The organism is Cyclobacterium sp. L-R (assembly GCF_056859355.1).
Window position 1 is genome coordinate 139,556 of sequence record NZ_JBSXOH010000098.1, and the last position, 26,490, is coordinate 166,045.

At 39.1% G+C, this 26,490-nt stretch carries 17 protein-coding genes, 1 other RNA gene and 1 pseudogene; 14 read left to right on the forward strand and 5 right to left on the reverse strand.

The genetic code is table 11. The features are described 5' to 3' along the window. Positions 1 to 202: 202 nt before the first annotated feature. The 5 genes and pseudogenes from AC13EX_RS23575 (at position 203) to AC13EX_RS23595 (ending at position 11,852) form a co-directional block, all read left to right on the forward strand. Positions 203 to 3,379: pseudogene (locus AC13EX_RS23575) on the forward strand (SusC/RagA family TonB-linked outer membrane protein). Between the two features lie 20 nt (positions 3,380 to 3,399). Further along, positions 3,400 to 5,259 (forward strand): RagB/SusD family nutrient uptake outer membrane protein, encoded by a 1,860-nt coding sequence (locus tag AC13EX_RS23580; protein ID WP_482894572.1) that lies wholly within the window; start codon positions 3,400 to 3,402, stop codon positions 5,257 to 5,259. Positions 5,260 to 5,775: 516 nt separating this feature from the next. Next, positions 5,776 to 9,114 (forward strand): VCBS repeat-containing protein, encoded by a 3,339-nt coding sequence (locus AC13EX_RS23585; protein WP_482894573.1) that lies wholly within the window; start codon positions 5,776 to 5,778, stop codon positions 9,112 to 9,114. Further along, positions 9,111 to 10,451, forward strand: a complete 1,341-nt coding sequence (locus AC13EX_RS23590) for a vanadium-dependent haloperoxidase (protein ID WP_482894551.1) — start codon at positions 9,111 to 9,113, stop codon at positions 10,449 to 10,451. The genes AC13EX_RS23585 and AC13EX_RS23590 overlap by 4 nt, the downstream gene beginning before the upstream one ends. Before the next feature lie 39 nt (positions 10,452 to 10,490). Further along, a complete protein-coding gene (locus tag AC13EX_RS23595; protein ID WP_482894552.1) occupies positions 10,491 to 11,852 on the forward strand; it encodes a vanadium-dependent haloperoxidase in 1,362 nt (453 codons plus the stop codon). Between the two features lie 16 nt (positions 11,853 to 11,868). Here the strand turns inward: AC13EX_RS23595 and nadD are convergent, their stop codons facing one another. From nadD to AC13EX_RS23615, 4 genes are read right to left on the reverse strand one after another with little or no spacing between them, the layout of a single operon-like run. Next, complete coding sequence (nadD, locus tag AC13EX_RS23600; protein WP_048642200.1) at positions 11,869 to 12,435, reverse strand: nicotinate (nicotinamide) nucleotide adenylyltransferase; 567 nt, start codon at positions 12,433 to 12,435, stop codon at positions 11,869 to 11,871. 5 nt (positions 12,436 to 12,440) lie between these two features. Further along, entirely contained in the window at positions 12,441 to 13,013 is a 573-nt protein-coding gene (gene gmk, locus AC13EX_RS23605) for a guanylate kinase (RefSeq protein WP_048642199.1), read from the reverse strand. Between the two features lie 5 nt (positions 13,014 to 13,018). After that, on the reverse strand, positions 13,019 to 13,291 hold the full coding sequence (locus AC13EX_RS23610; protein WP_048642198.1) for an anti-sigma factor: 273 nt from the start codon (positions 13,289 to 13,291) through the stop codon (positions 13,019 to 13,021). 23 nt (positions 13,292 to 13,314) lie between these two features. After that, complete coding sequence (locus AC13EX_RS23615) at positions 13,315 to 13,905, reverse strand: sigma-70 family RNA polymerase sigma factor (protein WP_020888676.1); 591 nt, start codon at positions 13,903 to 13,905, stop codon at positions 13,315 to 13,317. Between the two features lie 114 nt (positions 13,906 to 14,019). On the opposite strand from AC13EX_RS23615, the gene AC13EX_RS23620 reads away from it, so the two are divergent. The 8 genes from AC13EX_RS23620 to AC13EX_RS23655 all read left to right on the forward strand — a co-directional run bounded on the left by AC13EX_RS23620 (position 14,020) and on the right by AC13EX_RS23655 (position 25,098). Continuing rightward, entirely contained in the window at positions 14,020 to 14,877 is an 858-nt protein-coding gene (locus AC13EX_RS23620; protein WP_482894553.1) for a lysophospholipid acyltransferase family protein, read from the forward strand. 192 nt (positions 14,878 to 15,069) lie between these two features. After that, the gene (locus AC13EX_RS23625; protein WP_482894554.1) at positions 15,070 to 17,316 is read left to right on the forward strand and encodes an ATP-dependent helicase; all 2,247 of its coding nucleotides are present in this window, start codon (positions 15,070 to 15,072) and stop codon (positions 17,314 to 17,316) included. Between the two features lie 93 nt (positions 17,317 to 17,409). Further along, positions 17,410 to 18,087: a DUF4290 domain-containing protein gene (locus AC13EX_RS23630; RefSeq protein ID WP_482894555.1), complete on the forward strand. Its 678-nt coding sequence runs from the start codon at positions 17,410 to 17,412 to the stop codon at positions 18,085 to 18,087. After that, positions 18,087 to 19,394 (forward strand): UDP-N-acetylglucosamine 1-carboxyvinyltransferase, encoded by a 1,308-nt coding sequence (murA, locus tag AC13EX_RS23635; RefSeq protein WP_482894556.1) that lies wholly within the window; start codon positions 18,087 to 18,089, stop codon positions 19,392 to 19,394. Before AC13EX_RS23630 ends, murA begins: the two co-directional genes overlap by 1 nt. 323 nt (positions 19,395 to 19,717) lie before the next feature. Continuing rightward, complete coding sequence (locus tag AC13EX_RS23640; RefSeq protein ID WP_339901768.1) at positions 19,718 to 20,395, forward strand: response regulator transcription factor; 678 nt, start codon at positions 19,718 to 19,720, stop codon at positions 20,393 to 20,395. Then, positions 20,364 to 21,668 carry a sensor histidine kinase gene (locus AC13EX_RS23645; protein WP_339901767.1) on the forward strand — a complete coding sequence of 435 codons (1,305 nt, stop codon included), beginning with the start codon at positions 20,364 to 20,366 and terminating at the stop codon, positions 21,666 to 21,668. Before AC13EX_RS23640 ends, AC13EX_RS23645 begins: the two co-directional genes overlap by 32 nt. Before the next feature lie 425 nt (positions 21,669 to 22,093). Then, a complete protein-coding gene (locus AC13EX_RS23650; protein ID WP_339901766.1) occupies positions 22,094 to 22,843 on the forward strand; it encodes a glycosyltransferase family 2 protein in 750 nt (249 codons plus the stop codon). Continuing rightward, positions 22,840 to 25,098: a lipid-A-disaccharide synthase N-terminal domain-containing protein gene (locus AC13EX_RS23655; protein ID WP_339901765.1), complete on the forward strand. Its 2,259-nt coding sequence runs from the start codon at positions 22,840 to 22,842 to the stop codon at positions 25,096 to 25,098. The genes AC13EX_RS23650 and AC13EX_RS23655 overlap by 4 nt, the downstream gene beginning before the upstream one ends. A 40-nt stretch (positions 25,099 to 25,138) precedes the next feature. Here AC13EX_RS23655 and AC13EX_RS23660 read toward each other — a convergent pair whose 3' ends face one another. Next, on the reverse strand, positions 25,139 to 25,708 hold the full coding sequence (locus tag AC13EX_RS23660; RefSeq protein WP_339901764.1) for a DUF3109 family protein: 570 nt from the start codon (positions 25,706 to 25,708) through the stop codon (positions 25,139 to 25,141). Between the two features lie 371 nt (positions 25,709 to 26,079). Here AC13EX_RS23660 and rnpB point away from each other — a divergent pair. Then, positions 26,080 to 26,479: RNase P RNA component class A (gene rnpB, locus AC13EX_RS23665), an RNA gene on the forward strand. Positions 26,480 to 26,490: the final 11 nt, after the last annotated feature.

The following is a 26,490-nucleotide window of genomic DNA, read 5'->3' on the forward strand; positions in this document are numbered from 1 at the left end:
TTTTGGTCATAATAATACAGATAAAATATTTAATTAACAGTATTTTTAACACTTCAATAGAATAATCGTGCAATATTAACATTAAGAAATACCAGCTAAAAACGCAGCTACAGCATCCTATTGTTTATATTAAAAATTACCATCAACTTTAAAGTGTCGATTTAACATTAACTTAATTATTTTTAACCTAACTAAATAAAGAATGCAAAACTATTTACCCAAAACAAAATTGTTTTTGCTAGGTCTGGCCTTGCTTTTAGCAAGCAGCCTAACATTGCATGCCCAATCCAGGGAAGTGACAGGGACAGTCATTTCAGGAGAGGATGACCTCCCTTTACCGGGTGTGTCAGTATTGGTAAAAGGTACCGTAAGAGGTGCTGTTACTGATATTGATGGCAAATATTCTATCTCACTTCAAGAAAGCGATCAAACAATCGTTTATTCTTTCGTTGGTTTTGAAAGTCAAGAAGTGACGGTAAATAACCAAAGTACGATTGACATCACCCTACAACCAGACATGCAGTCATTGAGTGAAGTAATTGTAGTTGGGTATGGCGAACAGAAAAAAGAAACCATAACAGGCTCCGTAGCCACTGTTAAGGGTGCTGATCTGGTAAAATCACCCGCCATGAACCTTTCTAACTCAATCGCAGGTAGAATGTCTGGGGTAATTGCTGTCAATAGAAGTGGTGAACCAGGCTATGACGGTGCTGGAATTAGAATTCGTGGATCCAACACCCTTGGAAACAACGACGCACTGATTGTGATTGATGGTATTCCCGCTAGAGCTGGTGGTATTGACCGATTAAACCCTAATGACATTGAGACCATCTCCGTTTTGAAGGATGCCTCGGCAGCCATTTACGGTGCAAGGGCAGCGAATGGTGTTATTCTGGTTACAACCAAAAGAGGTAAAGAAGGCAAACCAGAACTTACTTACCAGTTCAATCAGGGTTTTGCTCAACCTACCACTATACCTTAATTGTCTGATGCCGCACAATACGGCGAAATGTTAAATGACCTGAATGTTTATGAATTACCTACCAACGAATGGCGAGCTGCTACAGACGCCTATCGGTCTACTGGCACTTATTTAACACAGGGTGGACAGGAAAGAACTGCCCCATTTAGTCCAGAAGCATTGGCTTTGCATAGGGCAGGTACTGACCCATGGAACTACCCCAATACTGACTGGTATGGTGAAACTTTAAAAACATGGTCTCCTCAAACAAGGCACAACCTTCAACTGAATGGTGGTTCCGAAGGTTTGAGATACATGGCTTCATTGGGTTACCAAAATCAGGATGCCTATTATAAAAACTCCGCGACAGGATTTAAGCAATATGACATGCGAATCAACCTTGATGCAAAGATCAATGAATACATCGATCTGCAAATAGGAGTATTGGCACGTCAAGAATACCGTTTCTTCCCTACAAGAGGAGCAGGAGCTATTTTCAGAATGCAAATGAGGGGAAAACCACATGAGCCAGCTTACTGGCCTGACGGCAGACCTGGTCCAGATATTGAAAACGGTGAAAACCCAGTAGTGATCACTACCAATGCCACTGGTTATGACAGAGATACCAGAAACTATTTCCAAACCAACGGTGCATTGAACATTAAAATACCTGGAATAGAAGGGTTGAAATTTCAAGGAACTGCAGCAGTTGACAACCTTAGCAGATTACAGAAAAGATGGGAAACCCCTTGGACGCTGTACCAAAGAGGCAATGGTTTTGAGGCAGATGGAGTAACTCCTATCTTGGTTCCAAGTCAAAGGGGACCTGCTGAGCCTAGATTAAGACAAACCAACATTAATCAGCTAAACATACTATTAGGTGGTTTGCTTACTTACGAAAAGAAAATTGGAGACCATGGCTTCAATGCATTGGCCGGTGTCAACAAAGAAACCGTAGAAGGCAATGACTTCTTTGCCTACAGAAGGTACTTTATTTCACCTGCCATTGATCAGATGTTTGCCGGTGGAGACTCTGAAAAAGACAACGGAGGTGGTGCTTTCACCAGAGGTCGTTTAAATTACTTCGGTAGGGTAGCCTATAACTACCAAGAAAAATACCTTTTTGAATTTCTTTGGAGATATGACGGCTCTTACATTTTCCCTGAAGCCTCTAGATTCGGTTTCTTTCCAGGCGTAATGGCTGGTTGGGTAGTATCTGAAGAAAGCTTTTGGAAAAACAATATTTCAGCCATGGATTTCTTTAAAGTCAGAGGTTCTTGGGGGCAAATGGGTAATGACCAAATCTATTACGATGGATCCTTACAGGAATACCAATTCCTAGCCACTTATGGTTTCAGAAGTCAGATATTAGAAAATACAGAAGCCAAAACCTTGTACGAAACAAGGGTTCCAAACAATGCCATTACTTGGGAGGTAGCAAACAATTCTAATATTGGTATAGAAGGCCAAATGTATCAAGGCAAAGTTTTCTTTGAATTCGATTATTTCTATAACAAGCGTACCAATATCCTTTGGAGAAAGAACGCTTCAGTACCTCAGTCAAGTGGATTAGCTTCTTTATTGCCTGCTGAGAATATCGGAGAAGTAGAAAACAAAGGTTTTGATCTAAACATTGGTTACAGAGGACAAAAAGGAGACCTCTCCTATAGCATCAGTGCCAATGGTGGTTATGCCAAAAACAAGATCCTATTCTGGGATGAGCCTCCAGGAGCACCGGCATGGCAGCTTTCTACCGGAAAGCCAATGAACACTCCAAACCCAGTTTACTTGTATGATGGAGTATTCCCTAACCAAGCCGCTATAGATGCAGAAACTTTAGATTATTCTGATATTACCAACAACCTTCGTCCAGGCGATATGAAGTTTGTAGATTATGATGGTGATGGTTCTATCACTCCTCTAGACAGGGTAAGACTTGATAAAAACAATATCCCAAGGTTTCAGGGCGGTGTCAATATTAACGCCTCTTACAAAAACTTTGACTTAGCAATTTTGTTTCAAGGAGCAGCCGGGGCAATTGCACAGGTAAGCCTTGGAGAATCAGGAAACATTGGTAATTATCTGTTAGAATTTTATGAAAACAGGTGGACCATAGACAATGAGAGTACTGAATATCCTAGAATTGCCAACAGAAGTGACCAGTATTATTCCAATGGAAATGATTTTTGGTACAGAAGCTCAGACTATATTCGATTGAAGAACTTCGAAATAGGCTATACTGTTCCTCAGCAATTTGGAGAAAGGTTTGGCATCAGCAATTTAAGGTTCTATGCCAATGGACTAAATCTCGTTACTTGGGATAAATTAAAAGTCTATGATCCTGAATCTGACAACGCTACAGGACAATATTACCCTCAAGCAAGAGTAATCAACGCAGGTCTGTCTGTAACATTCTAAATCCTAAAACATTGAATATGATGAAAAATATAAAATATCTAGGGTTGGCATTAACGATCTCTTTTCTCAATTTTTCTTGCGATGAAGAGTTTTTAAATGCACCGCCCCAAGGAGAAGTTTCTGAATCTGCCGTATGGACAGATCCAGGGCTTGCAGAAGCGTTTGTGACTGACCTTTACCGAGGTTTAGGTCAGGGCGGATTTAGCGAGCAAGCATTGGCCTCATTAACCGATGAAGCCATTTTCACCCATCCAGGTAGAAATATCACCACAGTAACTGAAGCAAGATCTAATCCACAAGAACCAGGTTGGATGGATTACACGAGGAACTGGCCCGACTTATACAGTAATTTAAGAGCGACCAACATCGCCATCGACAACCTTACCAGCCCTTCTTTTTCTAATGATGGAGGTATAGCAGATCGATTACTAGGTGAAGCTCACTTTATGAGGGCCTACTTTCACCACCAATTATTAAGGAACTTTGGAGGTATACCGATTGCCAACAAAACCTTTACATTGGAGGAGGAAACTTACGAACTTCCGAGAAACAGCTATGAAGAGGTGGTAGATTTTATCGTCGCTGACCTAGACAAAGCGGCTACTTTATTGGCAGGAAAAGACCTCACCAGAGGTAGGGCCAATGAAATTGCAGCGCTTGCCTTGAAATCAAGGGTATTGATTTATGCAGCATCTGACTTGCATGACATGGCAGCAGCTTCTTCAAAATCCTCAGTTATTTCAGCTTACCAGAATAAGGAACTGATTGGCTACACAAGTGGTAGCCAGACAGAGAGATACCAACAGGCAGCAGCAGCAGCCAAAGCGGTACTTGACAAAACTAGTGGAAACATGCTTGATTTGTCAGCGCCTTTGCCTCGGGAAGAAGCCATACAGACCTATATGAACAATTCACTTTCAAGGAATGGGGGAGAGAATGAAATAATCTTCGGAAGGTATTTCTTGGCTCAAAAGCCAGAAACTGGTGGACGTCATGGTCTCCACAATGGCCCCAATGGATACAATAACTGGGCAGGAAACACGCCTGTACAGCTACTAATCGATGACTATCAAATGATGGATGGTTCTGACTTTGACTGGGCTGATGATGAGCATGCAAGTGCGCCTTATGAAGACCGTGAACCTAGATTCTACGCTACCTTCCTTTACGAAGGAGCTCCTTGGAAGCCACGTTCTTCTGCCAATCAGGCAAGGGATCCACTGGGACAAATCCAAACAGGAACCTACGAGGTAGTTAATAGCGAAGGTCAAAAAGTTACTCACTTTGGCCTTGACACCAGAAACAGTCCCATTGAAGATTGGAATGGTAGTTATACAGGCTATTATATCCGTAAATTTATTGAGCCAGATCCAAATTTCGTAGACCAGAATACCTGGCAAGAAATTCCTTGGCCAAACATTAGATTTACCGAGGTTGTATTTAACTATGCGGAAGCCAATATTGCCCTTGGCAATGACGAAGAAGCGAGAATGTGGTTAAATAAAATCAGATTTAGAGCAGGCCTACCGGCTCTGACCGCTTCAGGTGAAGAATTAATGGAAGCTCTTATCGATGAAAAACGAAAAGAGATGGTCAATGAAGAACAGCGTTACTATGATGCAAGACGCTGGATGATTGCACCAGAAACCCTGGGAAGACAACCTAATGGAATCAATATAGTTGGCACACTAAAATCCGGGAAAAATGTTGAAATTTACAGTTACAATACTGAAAATTACGACTATTCCTATGAGGTGATCGACATAGATCCAGGTAAGGAAAACCGACTCTGGTTGGATAAAATGTATTTTATGCCAATTAACTTTGATGAAATGCAGCGGAACAGAGAACTTATCCAAAACCCAGGATACGAAGATTAAAACTTTCTAATTTAAACAATATAAAAGAGCGGTCACTTGATCGCTCTTTTTTTGATTATCTTAAAATCAAAAATCAGGATTACTAATAATCCTCCAACCTTAATTTGGGCAGAAAAGCTACTCATAAAAAAAGACAGGCTCAGATCCTTTCCTCTTGTGATTAATCCCGGATTATAATAGGATTTCTCCGTCCTGACAATAGTCAGGGATGAAGCCTGTCCCGTGTTTACGGGAAGTATTGCAATCGCAAGCACAATCAGCCTGTTTGGATATTTTAGCATAGCACCGCTATGGTGAAATTGAAAACAGCAACGAAGTGGCTGATTTTAAAGCGATTTCAGCATGTAATAGATTATCTATTGCATATTTCGGGTTAATACAAGCCTTACCCCCATTAACAATTAGAAATGAGTATTTAAGCTTGAATTATAAATCTAAATTTAACAGATAAGCCCAGCCTTTATAAGGAGAAGCTGTCAAAACTCATTATATTTGTCTCTCCATCTTATCATCCCTATGTCCAATATTCTACGCAGTAAAATACAGTTTATTCTCCCTCTATTGGTATTGATTGGCTGTCAAAAGGTATCCATTGAAACGAATGAATTAAAGCAATTTACGCTTTTAACCCCTCAGGAATCTGGGGTGATGTTTGAGAATACACTTACTGAGGGATTGAACACTAACATACTCATGTATGAATATTTTTATAATGGCGGAGGAGTAGCTGTTGGGGATCTTAATGGGGATGGATTGGAGGACCTGTATTTTTCTGGAAATATGGTTGAAAATCGGCTCTACCTCAACAAAGGAAACATGCAATTTGAGGACATTACAGCTCAGGCAGGGTTGGCCACCAGAGCTGCTCCCTGGAAAACAGGAACAGCCATGGCTGATGTAAATGGAGATGGCCTTTTGGATATCTATGTTTGCTATTCGGGCAGCTTACCACCTGAAAAAAGAAGAAATGAACTTTACATCAACCAGGGGAATAATGAAAACAATTTGCCTTCTTTTAAAGAAATGGCATCCCATTATGGGGTAGATAGTGAGGCCACAAGTACTCAGGCCAGTTTCTTTGACTATGACAATGATGGCGATCTGGACCTTTTTCTACTTAACCACAATCCTAAATCGCTACCCGTGTTGGATGAAGCCAATACCACAGAAATTTTGAGAAAAACAGACCCCGCCGGCCCTCAACTTTTCAGAAATGATGGAGAAACTTTTACAGAGGTTACAGAAAAGGCGGGAATTTTAAAGGTGGCTTTATCCTATGGCCTAGGAGCCGGAATAGCAGACATCAATGGTGATGGCTGGCAAGACATTTATATCAGCAATGACTATACAGTTCCTGACTATTTGTATCTTAATAATGGTGACGGAACCTTTACAAACAATATTGACAATGCTTTGGGACATATTTCTCACTTTTCTATGGGAAATGACATTGCAGACATTAACAACGATGGACATGCAGACATTTTCACTTTAGATATGTTGCCTAAAGACAATAAAAGGCAAAAGCTTTTAATGGCTCCAGACAACTACGAAAAATTTGAGTTCGGTCTAAAAATGGGTTTTCATCACCAATACATGCGCAACATGTTGCACATTAACAATGGCAATGGGGATTTTAGTGAAGTTGGACAAATGGCAGGCGTATCAAATACAGACTGGAGCTGGTCTGCCTTGTTTGCTAATTTTGACAATGATGGATTAAAAGATTTGTTCGTCACCAATGGTTATGCCAGAGATTACACCAATCAGGACTTCCTGAAATTCATGGCCGATTACCTAAAAAACAATAAAAACGGACTTAGAAGGGAGAACATCCTAGATTTAGTCCATCAAATGCCCTCTTCAGATCTGCATAACTACATCTACAAAAACCTAAACGGCTGGCAGTTTGAGGAAAAAGTGGAAGCGTGGGGCTTCGATCAAAAAATAAACACGAATGGCACAGCTTACGCTGATCTGGACAACGACGGAGATCTGGACCTGATAACCAATAACGTCAATCATCCAGCTTCTATTTATAGAAACAATTCGGATAGCCTTGCCAGTAAAAATTATTTAAAGGTAGATTTAAAAGGAGACCGTAAAAACAGCTTTGGCATAGGCGCAAGAATACGTATTTATACCAATGGTGAATTGCAACAGCAGGAGCAAATGCCTGTCAGAGGCTACCAATCTTCCGTGAGTCCAACCCTACATTTTGGCTTAGGAACAACTAACAGTATAGATTCTTTGGAAATTCTATGGCCAGGCGGTCAAGTAGAGCGCCTACAAAACATTAAAGCAAACCAAACCCTCACCCTTGCTCAGCAAAATGCGGATGACAAAGTATATAAGCAGGAAAAGACACTAACTTTGTTAGCTGAAATCCCTTCCCCTATTGACTATAAACCCATTTCGAAATCAACCAATGATTTCAAAAGGCAGCCATTAATGGTAAACCCAATATCTTTCTCGGGGCCGGTGATGGTCAAGGCTGACATCAATAATGATGGCTTGGAGGACATTTTTATCGGAGGACAAGCCGGCGAATCAGGCCGATTGTGGATGCAACAGCAGAAAGGTGTTTTCAAAGAAAAGAAAACACCAGCCTTTGAAACTGACCGAGATCACCAAGACACCGATGCCATATGGGCTGATTTTAATGGAGATGGAAACATTGATTTGTATGTAGCTAGTGGAGGGTATGGGGATTTCCTCCCAACAGACGAACGCCTACAGGACAGATTATATCTAAGTGACGGAAAGGGGAACTTGACCAGAAATAAAAAAGCCCTTCCAACAATGCTTAACAGCACCGGGACAGTAGCCCTAAATGACCTTAATAATGATGGCTTTCCGGATTTATTTGTAGGTAGTAGAGTGATTCCAGGCCGCTACCCCGAAATTCCAAAAAGTTACCTCCTAATAAATAATGGAAAAGGCCTTTTTCAGGATAAGACGGACCAATGGAGCAAGGAACTTCGTAGCCTTGGTCTGATTACCGATGCAGAATGGGTAGATTTGAATGGAAACGGCAATGCAGAATTGATTGTAACCGGAGAATGGTTACCTCTTACCGTATTTGAAAATGATGGTCAAAACCTCCACAATGTCAGTGCAGACTATTTTAAACAAGAATATAGTGGCTGGTGGAATAGTCTCCACATCTCAGACCTGAATTCAGACGGCAGACCAGATATTATAGTCGGCAACCAAGGCTTAAATAGCCAAGTGAAAGTTAGTCCCGAGGAACCTGCGGAAATGCATTACAAAGATTTTGATAATAATGGAGCTATAGATCCCATTTTGAGTTTTTACATTCAAGGAAAAACTTACCCTTTCCTTACAAGAGATGAGCTTCTGGATCAAATCTCCATGATCCGTACCCGTTTTACGGATTATGAAACTTATGCTGAAGCTGGATTAGAAAATATTTTCAGCAAAGAGGAATTGGAAAATGCAGGATACTTCAAGGCAACCTTATTAGAAACAAGTCTTTTTCTTAACAATAAAGAAGGATTTCAAAAAACTACCCTACCTTCGGAAGCTCAAATATCTCCTGTATTTGCCATAGAAAGCTTGGACATTAACAAGGATGGTCATTTGGATTTGATTCTGACAGGAAATATTTCCAATGCCCGTCTCCGCTTTGGTAAATATGATGCCAACCATGGCCTGGTATTTTTAGGCGATGGCAAAGGCAGTTTTGAATACCTCCCTCAACGGTTTTCAGGATTAGATTTAAAAGGAGATGTTCGAAGTATTTTAGCAATTGATGACCTACTCCTATTTGGCATGAATCAAAAAACGATAAAAGCTTACCAAGCGGGGCAAAATAAAACATACTTCAAATGAATTCCTTAAAGACATACATTATTACATTTGTTTTCGTCCTAACAGGCTTGCTGGCATTAAATTCCTGCCAAGGGCCTCTACCCAAACAGGAAATTCCTGCTAAAAGCATCGCATGGATCACTGAGAAAATGACTGAATTGATGGTTCACGACATCACCAACCCTCCCTTAGCAGCAAGGTTTTATGGATATGCTTGTCTTTCTGGCTACGAAACCATTGCAAGTAAGAATAAAGATTACCCATCATTTGCTGGGTTTTTAAATGAACTACCTCTAATAACAATCCCTGAAAAAGAAAGCCCTTCCATAGAAATAAGCGCACTATTTGCCATGCTTCAAACGGCAGCTGCCATGCAACCTTCTGGATCGGAGCTAGAGTCATTAAAGCAATCCATCTCTGATTCATGTACAGTATGGGGCTATTCAAAAGAAGAGATTTCTGCTGCAGAACAATATGCCACAGAAATCAGTGAACAAATCTTAAACTATGCGCAGAAAGACAAATACCGGGATATAAGCAATTACCCTAGGTATCAACCTTCAGAAGGAGAAGGAAATTGGTACCCTACCCCACCTGGATATTTTGCCCCGGTGGAGCCCTATTTTAATACGATCAGGCCATTTACCTTAAAAGCGGCCGACCAGTTCAAGCCCTTACCTCCAGTACCATTTTCTACAGATCCTAACTCGGAATTTTATGCTTTGATGCAGGAGGTTTATTCTCTAGAAATGAACCAAGTACAACGAGAAATCGCAGGGTTCTGGGATTGTAATCCATTCGCTCTGGAGGAAACAGGACACCTTATGGTAGGAATCAAACAGATCTCCCCTGGCGGGCATTGGATGGGCATCACCGCAATTGCTTGCCAGCAATCAAACTTGGATTTTTATGAAACTTTAAAAATCAACTCTCTGGTAGCTATCGGCTTAATGGATGGATTTATTAGTTGTTGGGATGAAAAGTACAGGAGTGACAGGATAAGACCTGAAACAGCCATCCGCAAGTACATAGACCCCAACTACCGGCCCATGCTTCAAACACCACCTTTTCCTGAATACCTTAGCGGACATTCGACTATATCAACCACTTCAGCTGTCATTCTCACTCACTTTTTTGGTGAAAATTACAAGTATACAGATACTGTAGAGGAACAATACGGTTTGGGCAGTAGAAGTTACACTTCATTTATGCATGCATCGGAAGAGGCAAGCATCTCCAGATTATATGGAGGCATACACTATATGGACGCCATCACTAGGGGGCAGGATCAAGGCAAGGAAGTCGGCAATTGGGTCATTAGCAGCTATGAGAAACACATAGAAAATTCGAATAATTAATAAATAAGTAATAAAATCACTTTTATCATCATTACAATTATGGCATCATTAAATACAAAACCTTTTTTAAAAACCCGCCTTTTAGGGCTGGGTTTTGTGTTCCTATTTTTACTGGGTTCATGTAATAAAAGTGACAACTATAAAAAGCTTTTGACGGAAAGTTATTACCTGATTGAAGCCAATGAAAGTTTGACAGAAACACTGGTTCATGATATTTTCTCACCACCGGTAGCGAGTCGGGTTTATGCCTACCCTTCTATAGCTGCCTACGAAACGGCTGCACTTGAAGCCCCAGATCAATACAATTCTCTAATGGGGCAAATGAATGGTTCAAAACCACTTTCAATAAACCCCTCCAACTATTCAGAGGCAAACTTTCAACTAGCAAGTTTAGCTGCCTATTACAAGATTGCCATTCAATTAACATTCTCAGAGCAATTCCTTACAGGTCAGCGAGATGTCTTGTTTAAAGAATTAAAGGATGCCGGGATGCCAGAAAAAGAATTTCAGGCTTCAATAGAATTAGGCGATGCTGTAGCAGATGAAATCATGGCTTACGCTTCAGAAGACAATTACCACCAAAGCCGTTCTTTTGGGAAATATAATGTAAAAAATGACTTAGGAACTTGGAAACCTACCCCTCCTGCCTATATAGAGGCCATAGAACCACATTGGAATAAAATAAGGCCATTTTTCCTTGACTCTGCAAGCCAATTTGTACCCGATGCACCGCCGGCATTTGACACTATTCCATCAAGCACCTTTTACATTGATGCCAAAGCGGTAATGGATGCTCGGATAAATATAAATTCGGAAGAAGAAGAAATCGCTTTCTTTTGGGATTGTAATCCTTATAAAATGAATGTGAAAGGTCATGTAATGTTTGCCGAAAAGAAAATCACTCCTGGAGGCCACTGGATGGGTATTGCAGGGATTGCAGTGAAAAACAAAGGTTTAGATTGGAAAGGAGTGGCTGAAACCATGGCTACTACCTCTATTTACCTATTTGATGGTTTTATCTCTTGTTGGGATGAAAAATACCGAAGCTCACTGATTAGGCCAGAAACCTATATTAACCTTTATATGGACAAAAATTGGTTACCATTATTACAAACCCCTCCATTCCCTGAATACACTAGTGGGCATAGCGTAGTGTCTAGCGCTGCTGCCGAGGCTTTGACAAGATTATTAGGTGAACCTTTTCATTTTGTTGATTCCACAGAAATAAAATTTGGACTTGGGGTAAGAGAATTTGACTCTTTCCGCATTGCCTCAGAGGAGGCGGCTATCAGTCGTTTTTATGGAGGTATTCATTATCTTCCTGCCATTGACAATGGGGTAAAGCAAGGAAAAGGAGTAGCCAATTTGATCAATCAAAAAATAAAGACCAGAAAAGAATAAGTTTTAATACAAGAATTTAAATGAAGAATTTTTTATCCCGTATATAATCCATTACATGCGGGTGTAGCAAGTATTTAACGGAGCCACCTTTACTTATTGTTTTGCGGATAAATGTCGCAGATATATCTAGTAGAGGTGCCTCCACAAATTCAATATTTTTATGGTCTACCGATTTGTTTTTTCCCGGACGGGGGTAAACGTAAATCTTGTATTGGTTTAGTAACTCCTCACTGTTCTTCCACTTGTGAAAATGATTCAGGTTATCTCCTCCCAGAATAAGAGAAAATTCATGAGAAGGATATTGCTCGGAAAGGTAAGTAAGGGTGTCAATGGTATAACTAGGCCTAGGCATATGAAATTCCACATCCTTTACTTTAAATTTAAAATGATCGGCTGTGGCAAGCTCCACCATTTTGAGTCTATCAAACTCATGTAACAGGGACCTGCTTGATTTCAATGGATTTTGTGGAGATACAATAAACCAAACCTCATCCAAGTCTGTTTGATCCTGCATGGTATCAGCAATGATCAGATGACCAACATGAATTGGATTAAATGATCCAAAATACAACCCTACTTTCAAAACGGCTATTTATTTATAAAATCCTTTACCAATTTTTCAGCTTCTTTGAAAGAGCGCTCCAAGTCTTCATTGACAAGGACAACGTCGAATTCTTTTTCAAACCCCATTTCAAATTTGGCTTTATAAATCCTCCTGGAAAGACTTTCTTCAGATTCTGTCCCTCTGTCACGCAGCCTTTGGGCCAAATCCTCCATAGAAGGGACTTTTACGAAAATGGAAAGGGCTTTGTCTCCAAAATAATTTTTAAGATTTATTCCTCCCTTTACATCAACATCAAAAATCACATGCCTTCCTTGGGCCCAAATTCTATCAATTTCTTCTTTTAGGGTTCCATAGAAGTTGCCTGCATAGACTTCTTCCCATTCAATAAAGGCATTCTGATTGATCTTTTCTCTAAATTCATCGGGTGATAAAAAGTAGTAGTCTTTACCATTCTCCTCTTCCCTTCCTCGCTTGTCTCGGGTACAAGCCGAAATAGAAAAACCAAGAAGTGGCTCATATTCTAACAGATGCTTTACTATAGTTGTTTTACCAGATCCGGAGGGAGCTGAAAAAATAATTACTTTTCCCTGAGACATATACCTTATTTTAATTCCTGAATTTTCTGCCTGATGGTGGCTGCCAATTCAGAGGGAACCATCTGCTTGGTACACTTATTTTGCAAAATCTCTTTGATAACTTTTTCCAAATGGTAATGCTCAAAACAAGGTTGACATTTTGCTAATTTTTCATTTAGCATCTCCTTTGAACCAACCGCTCCCTCTCCATCCAAAATGCTTTCTAATAGTTCAAAGCATTTATTTTCATCGCTACAGTTTTGCTTTCTTTCGCTGGATGTGTTTAGATTCTTGTCCATTTTAAGTATTTTCGATGCTATTTTTATTCTTCTTCAGTATCATAACCCATATTTTCAGCATAAGAACGAAGTTTATCCTTTAAAAGGTTCCTCGCCCTATGAAGTCTTGATCTGACAGTACCTATAGGGATGTCCAATATCTTTGCCATCTCTTCATAGGTAAAACCTTCCAAATCGCAAAGTATAATCACCGTCCTGAAATCTACAGCAAGACTATTGAGCGCATTTGATATCTCATCGCCCAACATGTCCTTGACTGCATCCACTCTCAGATCAGAGGTCATACTATAGTCAACATTATCAGAGTTATAATAAGTTTCCACCTCCTGATAATCTACCTTAGCGGGTTGCTTACTCTTCTTCCGATATTCATTGATAAAGCTATTTTTCAATATTCTAAATAGCCAAGCTTTCGCATTGGTCCCTTTCTCAAAAGAATTAATAAACCTATAAGCCTTAAGGTAGGTATCCTGTACCAAATCTTTGGCATCATCCTCATCAAAAGTCAACCTGTACGCAAAATTGTACATAGAGTCTATATGAGGCATGAATTCATGGTCAAATATGTTATTTTTATCTTTATCAGAATATTTTTTTCTTTGTACTTCGGACATAGACCATAAAATTACTAATTGGGTTTATTTATAACTAATTTTCCTCAAGAAAGTCGCTATTATTTCATTATTTTGACCCACGATGAATTTTCATTAAATCTCGCAGATAGTAATATGCTCTTATTTCGGCTGTTTTCCAAACTACCATTGGAAGTCTTATTTATTTTTTCTGACCTATTATACCTTTTGGCCTATTATGTATTGGGGTATAGAAAAAAAATTGTACTCAGTAATATCAAGCATGCCTTCCCAGAAAAAAGCGATAATGAGGTAAAGTCCATTGCACGAAAATTTTATAGAAATTTCACTGATTCAATGGCTGAAACTGTCAAACTATTGACAATGAGCGAAAAAGAATTGAGCCGAAGGTTTGTAGCAAAAAACACTAATTTGGTCTTTGACAAGGTAGACAATGGGGAAATAGTAATCGGCATGTGCGGTCACTTTTTCAACTGGGAAGGACATTTAGTAGCTGTTTCCTCAAAAATTTCCAGTAAATGCGAAACAGTTTACACCAAATTGAGTCAACCATTTTTTGAAAAAGTAATGAAATCCATTCGCAGCAGATTTGGAGCCATGCTTACTGAACGAAAATCATTTCAACGGGCCTTTTTAAGACAACGAAACCAGCCCCGGCTCATCGTACTTGCAGCAGACCAAAGACCTAACCTGTCGGATATTAGATACTGGACAGAATTTATGAATAGGGAAACCGCATTTTTCGAAGGCGGTGAAAAATTAGCGAAAAAATTCAACTGCAGAGTGATTTACGCTCATACCAGCAAACCCAAAAGGGGACATTATATTTTTGAATACCAGGAAATAGCCCTCCCTCCCTACACGGATGATTCACCCCATTCCATTACGGATAAATTTATTTTTCACCTTGAAAACAACATCAGAGACTGTCCTTCACTCTACCTTTGGTCCCATAATAGGTGGAAACAAAAGAAGCCTTCCTTAGTAAATTAAAGGTAAACAGGCCAAAACAATTTGCCTATTTAATAAAAACAGAGACGTGGATTAAAGACAAAAAACCATTATCTTATATCTACAGTTTAAAAATAAAGACATTAAAAGAGTAACAAGGCGTATGCTGGAAAAGAATTGATAACTTTGAACCAGTTATTACTGCCGCTCTGAATACAGAAAATCGAATATTATATGGATTATTTAGCCACCCTCAACCCTCCTCAATTGGAAGCTGTAGAAAAAACAGATGGTCCAGTTATGATTATTGCTGGAGCAGGGTCAGGAAAGACAAGGGTACTAACCTATAGAATTGCCCATTTAATCCGCCATAAAAAGGTGGATGCATTTCAAATACTTTCACTCACGTTTACCAATAAAGCGGCGAGTGAAATGAAGCAGCGAATTGAAAGGCTCATAGGATTGGAAGCGAGAAACACCTGGATGGGGACTTTTCACTCTGTGTTTGCAAAAATCTTGAGAGTAGAAGCCGAAAAATTAGGCTACCCCAGTAATTTCACCATTTACGACAGCGATGACAGTAAATCTCTCATCAGGTCCATTGTAAGAGAAATGAAACTGGACGATAAGGTCTACAAAGCCAACACCGTTCTATCCAGAATCTCTGGTGCCAAAAACAGGCTAATAGGGTGGGAGGCTTACCTTAATGACCCGTATATAGCAGCAGACGATGAAGCAGCCATGAAACCCAAAATGGGGGCCATCTATAAAACTTACCAAAACAGGTTGTTTAGATCTTCAGCAATGGATTTTGATGACCTGCTATTCAATACCAATATTCTGTTTCGCGATCATCCTGATGTTTTGTACAAATACCAACAGCGATTTAGATACGTAATGGTAGATGAGTTTCAGGATACCAACCTATCCCAATACCTTATCACAAAGAAGCTGGCGGCTGTTCACCAAAACATCTGCGTAGTAGGTGACGATGCTCAAAGTATCTACGCTTTTAGAGGGGCTGATATTCAGAACATCCTCAATTTTGAAAAGGACTATCCTGATTTATTTGTGGTCAAATTGGAACAGAACTACCGGTCCACAAAAAACATCGTAGAAACAGCCAATTCCATCATAGCCAAAAACAAGTCACAGCTGCAAAAGAATGTCTGGACACATAATGATTCAGGAGACCTGATAGAACTTATGAAAGCCTCTTCTGACAATGAAGAAGGCAGAATGGTTGCAGCGACAATTTTCGAAGAGAAAAACAACAAGCAGTTAAGCAATAGCGATTTTGCTATCTTATACCGGACCAACTCCCAATCAAGGTCCATGGAGGAAGCCCTAAGAAAATCAGGGATTGCCTATAGAATCATTGGGGGCCTTTCCTTTTACCAGAGAAAGGAGATCAAAGACTTGATGGGCTATTTTAGGTATGTGGTCAATCAAGAAGACGAAGAGGCCTTCAAAAGAATTATCAATTACCCTAAGAGAGGGATTGGCAATACCAGCGTAGAAAAGCTATTGCTTGCGGCCTATGAGCATGATATTTCATTGTGGAAAGTGCTTACAAATAGCCAAAGCTTCCTATCAGGAAGAGGTGCCAATGCAGTTTCCGACTTCTGCACAATGATCAACAGTTTTAAAATGGAGATAGAAAGAAAGGATGCCTTTGAAGCGGCAACTTCTATAGCCAAACAATCTGGATTATTGCGAGACCTTTATGAAGACAAAACAATAGAGGGGTTAAATAGGTATGAAAACGTTCAGGAATTACTCAACGCCATCAAGGAATATGTGGACAATGATGAGAATGAAGACAAATCCTTAGGTGCATTTCTTCAGGAAATCGCCTTGCTAACAGATGAAGACCAGAACAAAAACGACCAAGACGCCGTTACAATGATGACCATCCACTCCTCCAAAGGGCTGGAGTTCAGGTATGTCTTTGTAGTAGGAATGGAAGAAGATCTTTTCCCCTCACAGATGATGATGCAAAGCAGAGAGGATCTGGAGGAAGAAAGGCGGCTGTTTTATGTAGCCACCACAAGAGCCATGGAAAAGCTTTATTTCAGCTATGCGCTCACCAGATACAGGTACGGTAGGTTACTTAATTGTGAGCCCAGCAGGTTTTTGGAAGAAATTGATCCTACCTTTATTAAGGTTAATAAAAAAATAAGTAGCAAGCTTTCAAGTTCATTCCGAGAGAGCGAGGGAAAACAGGGCTTTGTAGGTTTAAAGAAAAAGCCTGCCGTGAGAAGTACTACCACGAAATTGCACAACCCGGGTCCTGATTTCAAACCCTCTAATACCAATGCTTTGCAAGAAGGAATGAAGGTAGAACATCCTAAGTTTGGCTTTGGAAAAGTCAACGCCATTGAAACTGAAGGAACCAACAGAAAAGCACATATTCATTTCGACCATTTTGGAGATAAAACATTATTACTTAGCTTTGCAAAGCTTCGCATAGTAGAATAAAGAACGATCATAGATGCCAGAAGTGCCAGGGACTTACTAATGCGTATTTTTTAGTATATTCACAGAAGTTCAGGAAACTTAAATGCAGGTGTCATGGTAAATAATGAAAAGCCTAAAAACAAAGTTATTTTGAAAGAATACGGAAAAAACATCCAAAAATTAGTGGATTATGTAAAAACTGTTCCCGAACAGGATAAAAGGACAGAATATGCATACGCACTTGTGGAGTTGATGAAACAACTCAATCCACTATTAAAAACCGAAAGTGATCAAAAACTTTGGGATGACATGTACATAATGTCAGATTTCTCACTTGAAGTTGACGCACCTTTCCCAATGCCTGCCAAGGAACTTTTAGGCAAAAAGCCGCTTCCTATAGGCTACCCAAAGGGAGAAGTACGCTTCAAGCATTACGGAAGAAACATTGAAAAGCTCATAGCAAAAGCCATTGAGATTGAAGATGATGGAGAGCAGGAAGTCGCATTGATCTATATTGGTCAGTTGATGAGAAGCTTTCATTCTACCTGGAACCGAGAAAACTTTGATGATGCCATTATTATAGATGACATTAAAACCCTCTCCAAAGGTAAACTTCACATCGACCTTGAAAAGGTCAGGGAAAACGGACTCTTTGAAACCAGCATGCGTAGAGACTTCAAAAGCAATGTTCCTACTACTCCTTCAAACAACAACTCCAATGGTGGAAGAAGGAATTATTCCGGCGGAAAGAGAAGAAATAACGGTTCAAATAGCAAAAAAAGAAGAAATTAATGGCATCATTCCGGGTAAACGGAGGGACGAAACTCAAAGGTGAAATCACTCCTCAAGGCGCAAAAAATGAAGCCTTACAAATCCTCTGTGCCGTATTACTTACACCTGAGGAAGTCATCATTAACAAAATCCCCAACATTAGGGACGTTAATAAATTGATTGAACTACTCTCTGATATGGGAGTAGTCGTTCAAAAACGCGGGCCGGAAAGTTATTCCTTTACCGCCAAAAACATAAACCTTTCCTATCTGGAAACAGAAGAATACCTAAAACAAGCTTCCAGCCTAAGAGGATCAGTGATGCTTCTAGGCCCATTACTCTCAAGGTTTGGAAAAGGCCGAATTTCTAAACCCGGTGGTGACAAGATTGGAAGAAGACGTATGGATACGCATTTTACGGGTTTTCAAAAGCTTGGTGCAAAATTCCATTATGATGCTAAAAATGAACTCTATAAAATTGATGCCAGTCAATTAAAAGGGACCTATATGTTATTGGATGAGGCATCAGTCACAGGTACAGCCAATATCATTATGGCTGCCGTAATGGCTGAGGGAAAGACCACCCTATACAATGCGGCCTGTGAGCCATACATACAGCAACTTTGCCTAATGATCAATAGCATGGGAGGTAAGATATCCGGCATTGGTTCTAACCTATTGGAAATTGATGGGGTGAAAAATCTAAAAGGTACAGAGCATACCCTCCTTCCTGACATGATAGAGATTGGATCCTTTATTGGCTTAGCTGCTATGACCCAATCTGAGATCACTATCAAGGATGCTAAGGTTGACAAACTAGGAATAATACCCGACACTTTCAGAAGACTGGGTATTCACCTGGAAATCAAAGGAGATGACATCTACATCCCTGCAAGGAAACATTTTGAGATAGAAACTTTTATAGACGGCTCTATTTTAACTGTCTCAGATGCCATATGGCCGGGTTTCACCCCTGATTTACTAAGCATAGTGCTGGTGGTGGCTACCCAAGCCAAAGGAACTGTTCTGGTTCATCAAAAAATGTTTGAAAGCAGGTTGTTTTTTGTGGACAAATTAATTGACATGGGGGCCCAAATCATCCTTTGCGACCCGCACAGAGCCACTGTAATAGGCCTGGACAGAAAGTATCCGCTAAAGGGTATCCGAATGACTTCACCAGACATAAGAGCGGGGGTATCACTTTTGATTGCGGCCATGTCCGCTGAGGGTGTTTCAATAATCGACAACGTTGAACAAATTGATAGAGGCTATCAATACATTGACCAGCGCCTGAATGCGCTTGGAGCTGACATTGTAAGGTTTAATTAACAGATGCTATTTACAATCAAAGGTGGAAAAAACTTCATCTTGATTGTATTTTTGTATATAAATAATCATTTCCTTTTAACCGAAAACTGCAACAGTCATTTTTACTATTGCAATTTTCGGTTTTTTTTTCGTCCAAACGGTAATAGACTTGCAATTTTGACAATCCCTATAACCCATTTTACAAAATTTTGATACCTGAAAGTGATTTCATATTAAAATAGAAGATCTATTGGGCATTTCGGGTTTGAATAAAATAAATGGGTTTATTTCCTGTACTTTGATAAATGCTTTAAGTCTTCAATATAAATTTATATCTTAAAACCATGAAAATCCTGGTAATAGAAGATGAGAAAGAATTGGCAACAGACATTGTCAATTACTTGACTTCGGGAAATTACCTTTGCGAAGTAGCTTATGATTTTTATTCTGCATTAGAAAAAATAAGCTTGTACATGTACGATTGTATTTTGCTCGATCTCATGCTACCAGGAGGAGATGGCTTTCAAATCTTAAAAGAGTTGCGTAGCCAAAACAAGCAGGATGGTGTAATCATAATTTCTGCTAAAAATGCTTTAGAAGACAAAATAAAAGGCCTGAATATTGGTGCTGACGATTATTTAGCCAAACCTTTTCATCATTCTGAATTGGCAGCTCGAATCCACTCCGTCATACGGAGGAAGCAATTTGATTCCTCCAATTTAATTGAATTTAACGAGCTAAAAATTGACCTACTTTCTAAAACAGTAACAATAAATTCATTACCCATAGTCCTTACCCGAAAGGAATACCAATTATTATTATTTTTTATAGGAAACAAAAACAGGGTTTTGTCCAAGAGCGCATTGGCAGAACATTTGTCAGGAGATGTAGCGGACATGTTTGATAGCTTTGATTTTGTATACGCCCATGTGAAAAATCTTAAGAAAAAGCTAAATGAACAAAACTATGGCGGCTACCTTAAAACCATCTATGGAACGGGATACAAATGGGAAACATCATAAACTTCTGGATGGTCCTTTTAAGGCATTTTCGATTTATTCTCTTGCTATTTTGGTGCTTAGTATCCCCAGTTATTTTCTGGTGGTAGATTGGATTTGGGTAACCGAAATCGACGACAATCATGAGATAATAATGGAGCGGATAGAAAATAGATTTGATCAGGTACATGTATCAGATCAGGATCTAGAAACGATACTTAATACATGGAATATTTTACAGCCAAGTTCCACCATCACTAGTATAAACAACCTTCCATCCAAACCTGACAGCATCTATGAAATCACCAAATACAATGAATATGAACAGGAATGGGATCGTTTTCGAGGATTGCAATCTGTAATAGAAATAAATAAAAAGCCTTATTTACTAAACGTCGAAACCAAAATCGAGGAATCCTATGAAACAATTTTTGCAATTGGTTTAATTACTTTACTGATGTATGGGTTCCTAGTCTTTGGCTTTATCCGGTTGAATAAAAGCATCTCAAAAAAAGTTTGGAAACCCTTTTACCTTACCCTCTCCAAGTTAAGGGAATTTGATATCAATGAGGAAAAAAAGGTGGTATTTGAAGAAAGTGAGATTGAGGAATTTAATGAATTGAATCAAACCATTGGTGCCCTTATCAATCAAAGTATAAATGCGTATAACCAGCAAAAATCCTTTGTTGCGAATGCTTCTCATGAACTCCAAACACCTATCGCTTTAGTAAAATCTAAGTTGGACATTCTCCTTCAGCAGAAAAGTCTCTCGCAGGAATATGCTGATTTAATACAAGAAATTCAACTCCCATTATCCAGATTAACTCGGGTAAATAAAAACCTTCTCTTACTTGCCAAAATTGAAAATAGCCAGTTTGGCGATTTGGAAAATGTAGATTTCCTAGTTCTTCTAAATAAAAGTGTGGACTTGCTCCATGATTATATTGAAGAGAGAAATATCAAGTTTGAAAAACAAATCGGAGATTTTGAAACCGTTTCTTGCAATAAATTCTTAGCGGAAACTTTAGTCAACAACTTACTCTCCAATGCAATCAGACATACTCCTGTCGGTGAATCTATTACAGTTAAATTATTCAATAGGGTTTTGATTGTTTCAAATTCCGGTAAACACAAATTAGAAGAAAAAGCACTTTTTAAAAGATTTTCAATAAGTACTACCGCTACCACGAATAGTGGCTTGGGTTTGGCTATTGTTAAGGAAATATGCAAACAAAATGGTTGGACTATAAGCTACGAATTTGAAAATTCTACTCATTTTTTTTCAATACGATTCTAAAATTCAAAATATCTTCCAAATTCATTACCACATTTGATCAATTAAAATCTTACTAAGCAGATACAAGTCAAGTCAGCTTTTTCGGTAGAAAACCTTCACCCTTATCCCCACACCTTCAGCGCAGCTAGGGAGGAGCTCTTCTCCGGGAATTTTAAATTGAATTCTAGGTTTAAGTTCTCAGAATCCACAACAGGCCAGTTGACCTTAATTTACCTTGCACAGGATATCTTTCTTCAAGGTAAAACAAAGCATAGGTAAAGCATAGGTTTTATTGGATATAGGAATAAAAAAGACACTCCCAAAAGGGAAGGGCGATTTGTTGATAAATGCCACTGATTAATTAAATACTATGGTTATTCAAAAAAATAATTTCAGTAATAGCAGTGCTGAGAATAGACTATAATTACAGTTTTAACCATTTCACTATGAAAGAAACGCCTAATAGTATCACCATAATTATTCCGGTTTTCAATGAAGAGGCTGGTATTAAAATGATTATCCCTGCTTTTGAGAATTACCTTAACCATACCAATTTAACTGCTAGTATTCTTTTTGTAAATGATGGTTCAACCGACGCTAGTTTGGTTCAGATTAAAAAAGCTTGCTCTCAATATGATTTTGCGAATTACATATCATTTGATAAAAACACTGGGCTTAGTGCTGCCATTAGGGCAGGGTTTCAAACCGCAGACACCTGGTGGGTGGGGTATATAGATGCTGATTTACAAACCAATCCATCTGACTTTTTAAAACTGGAGCCCCTTATTCATAATTACGACCTGGTAACTGGAAAACGACAAGTCCGGAGAGACAGCCGAGGAAAAAAAATAGCTTCAGAATTTGCCAATTGGTTTCGGAATTCCTTGCTACACGATAACATTAGCGATTCAGGTTGTCCCCTAAAAATAATTCGACGAAAAGTGGCTTTAGACATGCCCTTCTTTAAAGGTAACCACCGTTTCTTTCCTGCATTGGCGTTACTTCAAAGAAAAAACATTACCGAAGTCCCTATTAATCATTACCCTAGGTTAACAGGGAGGTCAAAATTTAACGTTTGGAATCGACTATTGTCTCCATTGCAAGATACTTTAGCAATCAGATGGATGATGAAAAGAAAAACTCCCTATATCATTTCTGAAAGTTCCATCAGAAAAGACAAAATTGGCATAATGTGAAAAATTGGCCTTTACTTGGAATTGGGTTTCTTGCCCAAGGACTTTTCTCTGCCAGATTCTTAATTCAGCTTGTTAAGTCGGAAAAGGCAGGTAAAGTATTGTCTCCTGTGATTTTTTGGCAATTGAGTTTAATGGCTTCTTTCCTCCTGCTTGTTTATGGGACCTTCCGTGAGGATATGGTTATCGTTGGGGGACAGTTGATAGGTTACTATATATATATCCGTAATTTACAGATCCTCAACGCATGGAAAGCTTTTACCACTACATTAAGGTTGGTTTTTTTGCTTCTTCCCCTGTTTTTTTTACTCTACCTGCTATTTGTAGCACATTATGACTTTTTTATATTGGTAAATAACCCTGAGATTAGTAAGGTTTTATTAACCTGGGGCACCTTTGGTCAAGCCATATTCACCTTACGTTTTGTTGTACAATGGCGCCATGCAGAAAAGAAAAGGAAGGCTGAGTTTCCATTAGCTTTTTGGTACATTAGCCTAGTTGGTGCACTACTCATCGCTTCCTATGCCATCTATAGAAAAGACAGTGTTTTGTTTATCGGCCAAGCGTTTGGTATCATCGTCTATTTGCGTAACCTTATGATTAATTCTGGAAAAGTAAATCTCAGTCGACAACCTTACTTATACAGGTTAAAAAGAATCCGACTCTTTCTTCTAATCTTATTTACAGGTTTGGCCTTATTCTTTAACCTTGGTTCATGGTCGGTAACAGAATCGAGTGAGGCAAGATATGCTGAGATTTCCAAAGAAATGCTAACTAATGGTGACTTATTACATCCACAATTGATGGGCATCTATCATTTCCATAAACCTCCAGTAACTTATTGGCTGACAGCTCTCAGCTTTAAGCTTTTTGGCACTTCGGCTTTTTCTGCCCGCCTGTTTCTCCAATTGGCCGCTTTGATATTGATTTGGCTAGTTTATAAGATCGCACTGGTCTTTTTTAACAACCCAAATCAAGCATTCCTCGCGGCTATGCTCTATGCCTCGTTTCCTACTTTGATTATAGGTAGTAGGGCCCTGACGACTGACATGTATTTGACTTTATTTGTCACTGCAACCATGTATTTTTGGTTTTTATATTGTAAGAAACAAAAACCCATTCTTCTTATCTTATGTTATGTATTCCTTGGCTTTGGTTTTTTGACCAAAGGACCTGTGGTATTAATTGTACCGGCTATGGTCAGCTTGTTTCAGGGATTGGTGCAAAAACAGAATCTCGGATCTTGGAAGATACATGTAATAGGCATTTTTTTAATGTTGGCAATAGGATTAAGTTGGTTTGTGTATTTGTATTTGGAGGATGCCCGATTTTTAAATTATTTTCTTTTTAAACACACTATCCAACGGTTTGCAACAAACACTTTCCAAAGGGGGCAACCATTTTGGTTTTACATCGCTGTTTTATTGGGAACTGCTTTTCCTTGGGTAATCCTATTATTCAAGCAATTCCCCGTTAGATGGAAAGATTTTCAAAACAATGGCACCCTTCTGCTTATGTGGGTACTTTTGCCTTTGTTATTTTTCTCTATGAGCCAATCAAAATTGGTTTTGTATATTTTACCCATTTACCCTGGGTTGGCAATTGGTACAATTTATTATTGGGAAAAGCTGAAACCTACCCAGCATAAGATATGGGAGAGGTTTCAATCCGCTTACCACATAGTACTGATGATTACCCTTTTAAGCTTGCCATTAATGGACACTAGAATTTCCCTTAATTATAAATATTATTTCATCTGGTTTATACTCGCTTCTCTTTTGGTCACTATACAGCAGGTAAATATCAGAAAATTAGATCGAACAGTAATTTCAGCCTTTATTTTTACATTAGGTCTAACGTGCATGTCTACCTATTTCTTGAGCCAAAACCCGGGAGTCATTAACGATACCCATCGCGTCACGGATTGGATTTTAGATCATGAACAAGCTGAATCCCGTGTTTACATTTATGATAAACGTATGCCATCAGGACTTTTCAATTCCAATCTTCAGGTAATATCTGTTTTTGATGGAGACGAAAGTTTAAATAGAGAAACCCAATTTCAACAAGATCAAAGCTGGAAATCTCAACTTATAAACATGGAGTCAAACCCTGATTGGATTACTTCATCAGCTCCACATAGGTCCATTTGGATAATGAAAAGTAAAAAGAAATTACCCCAAACCGATGAAAACTTTAGTTGGGTACAACTAAAGGAAATAGATGGATGGAAAATAGTAAGACTCGTAAAAAAATAAAGCTTTAAATACAAAGGCTCTTAATAAAACACAGGAGGGATTATTCCTCCACTCCGATTTCCTCAAGAAGCTCTGCATACCATTCTTCTCCATACTTCCTTATAAGCGCTCCTTTTAAAAACCTATAAAGCGGTACCCCTAAGGAGTTTCCTAATGAGCAGGCAGGATCACAAATTTCCCAGCGATCATAGTTCAAGGCCTCATATTCATCATACCTGGTGATCCTAATGGGGTATAAATGACAGCTAACAGGTTTTTTAAAAGTGGTTTCGCCGTGATTGTAGGCATCTTCTATTCCACATTTCAAAATTCCTTTTTCATCCGTTGTAGCAAATGCGCAGGCTCCATTTTCACCGATAGTAGTCGTCCCTTTTTCATTTTCTTGGTCGATTACCCATGTTCCTTTGTCAGCAATTGCTTTTCTACCTTCATCTGTAAGAAATGGGGCTATGGAAGGGTAATCTTTTTCAAGAATTTCTATTTCATCATCTAAAAGAGGCGCCCCGGCATCTCCCTCCACACAACAGGCTCCTTTGCACTTTTCCAGATCACAAACAAAAAATTGTTCTTTTATATCATCACTGATTACCGCATTACCAACTAATATCATATGCTCATTTTTTTACAAAGGTATAGTTTTCCTAAATAGGTTAAAAATAAAAATTAACCTATAGCCTAATAAGTCCTACACACTTTTAAAATCACAAGCTTATGTACATTGCCCCAAAAGGAACCAAAGCAAAATAAAAATCAATACAGTACTGAAGCATCCTCCACCTAATTTGTAGGCACCATATCCCGCGATTAATCCTTTGAATAAACCTTTCATAGCCCTTTGTCAGTTAAATTATCACATACCTAATAGAAAGATACTCAATAAATTTGAAGGGAGAAATAGATTTAATGGATATGAAAAGGGTAAACCATTAATAAAAACCGATATCATTGTGAATTATGGCTTTATTTAATTTATTTTTGTGAAGTGCAGGCTGGTTTGTCGCTGTTCTTGGTGATTCATCAAGAAAAGAGGAAAGTCCGGGCAACATAGAGCACCATACTTCCTAACGGGAAGGTGTACTGGTAGCAATACCAGTATAACAGATAGTACCACAGAAAAGAAACCGCCCCGGCTGGTTATCCAAATGGGGTAAGGGTGAAATGGTGGGGTAAGAGCCCACCGGGTACCGGGTGATCGGTATTGCAAGGCAAACCTTATGGGTTGAAAGACCAAATAGGCTTCGGTCATTGGGCTGCTCGTCCAAATCTAACAAGATAACCGAAGTGGGTAGGTCGTTGGACCTTTTCTGTGAAGAAAAGGCTAGATAAATGGCAAACGCTTTGTAAAAAGTTACAGAACCCGGCTTATAGGCCTGCACTTTTAATTTTACTAAT

Bases quoted from the DNA above. Each gene is read 5' to 3' on its own strand.
- AC13EX_RS23580 (WP_482894572.1), top strand. From the start codon at position 3,400: ATGAAAAATATAAAATATCTAGGGTTGGCATTAACGATCTCTTTTCTC.
- AC13EX_RS23585 (WP_482894573.1), top strand. From the start codon at position 5,776: ATGTCCAATATTCTACGCAGTAAAATACAGTTTATTCTCCCTCTATTG.
- AC13EX_RS23590 (WP_482894551.1), top strand. From the start codon at position 9,111: ATGAATTCCTTAAAGACATACATTATTACATTTGTTTTCGTCCTAACA.
- AC13EX_RS23595 (WP_482894552.1), top strand. From the start codon at position 10,491: ATGGCATCATTAAATACAAAACCTTTTTTAAAAACCCGCCTTTTAGGG.
- gmk (WP_048642199.1), bottom strand. From the start codon at position 13,013: ATGTCTCAGGGAAAAGTAATTATTTTTTCAGCTCCCTCCGGATCTGGT.
- AC13EX_RS23610 (WP_048642198.1), bottom strand. From the start codon at position 13,291: ATGGACAAGAATCTAAACACATCCAGCGAAAGAAAGCAAAACTGTAGC.
- AC13EX_RS23615 (WP_020888676.1), bottom strand. From the start codon at position 13,905: ATGTCCGAAGTACAAAGAAAAAAATATTCTGATAAAGATAAAAATAAC.
- AC13EX_RS23620 (WP_482894553.1), top strand. From the start codon at position 14,020: ATGCTCTTATTTCGGCTGTTTTCCAAACTACCATTGGAAGTCTTATTT.
- AC13EX_RS23625 (WP_482894554.1), top strand. From the start codon at position 15,070: ATGGATTATTTAGCCACCCTCAACCCTCCTCAATTGGAAGCTGTAGAA.
- AC13EX_RS23630 (WP_482894555.1), top strand. From the start codon at position 17,410: ATGGTAAATAATGAAAAGCCTAAAAACAAAGTTATTTTGAAAGAATAC.
- murA (WP_482894556.1), top strand. From the start codon at position 18,087: ATGGCATCATTCCGGGTAAACGGAGGGACGAAACTCAAAGGTGAAATC.
- AC13EX_RS23640 (WP_339901768.1), top strand. From the start codon at position 19,718: ATGAAAATCCTGGTAATAGAAGATGAGAAAGAATTGGCAACAGACATT.
- AC13EX_RS23645 (WP_339901767.1), top strand. From the start codon at position 20,364: ATGGAACGGGATACAAATGGGAAACATCATAAACTTCTGGATGGTCCT.
- AC13EX_RS23650 (WP_339901766.1), top strand. From the start codon at position 22,094: ATGAAAGAAACGCCTAATAGTATCACCATAATTATTCCGGTTTTCAAT.
- AC13EX_RS23660 (WP_339901764.1), bottom strand. From the start codon at position 25,708: ATGATATTAGTTGGTAATGCGGTAATCAGTGATGATATAAAAGAACAA.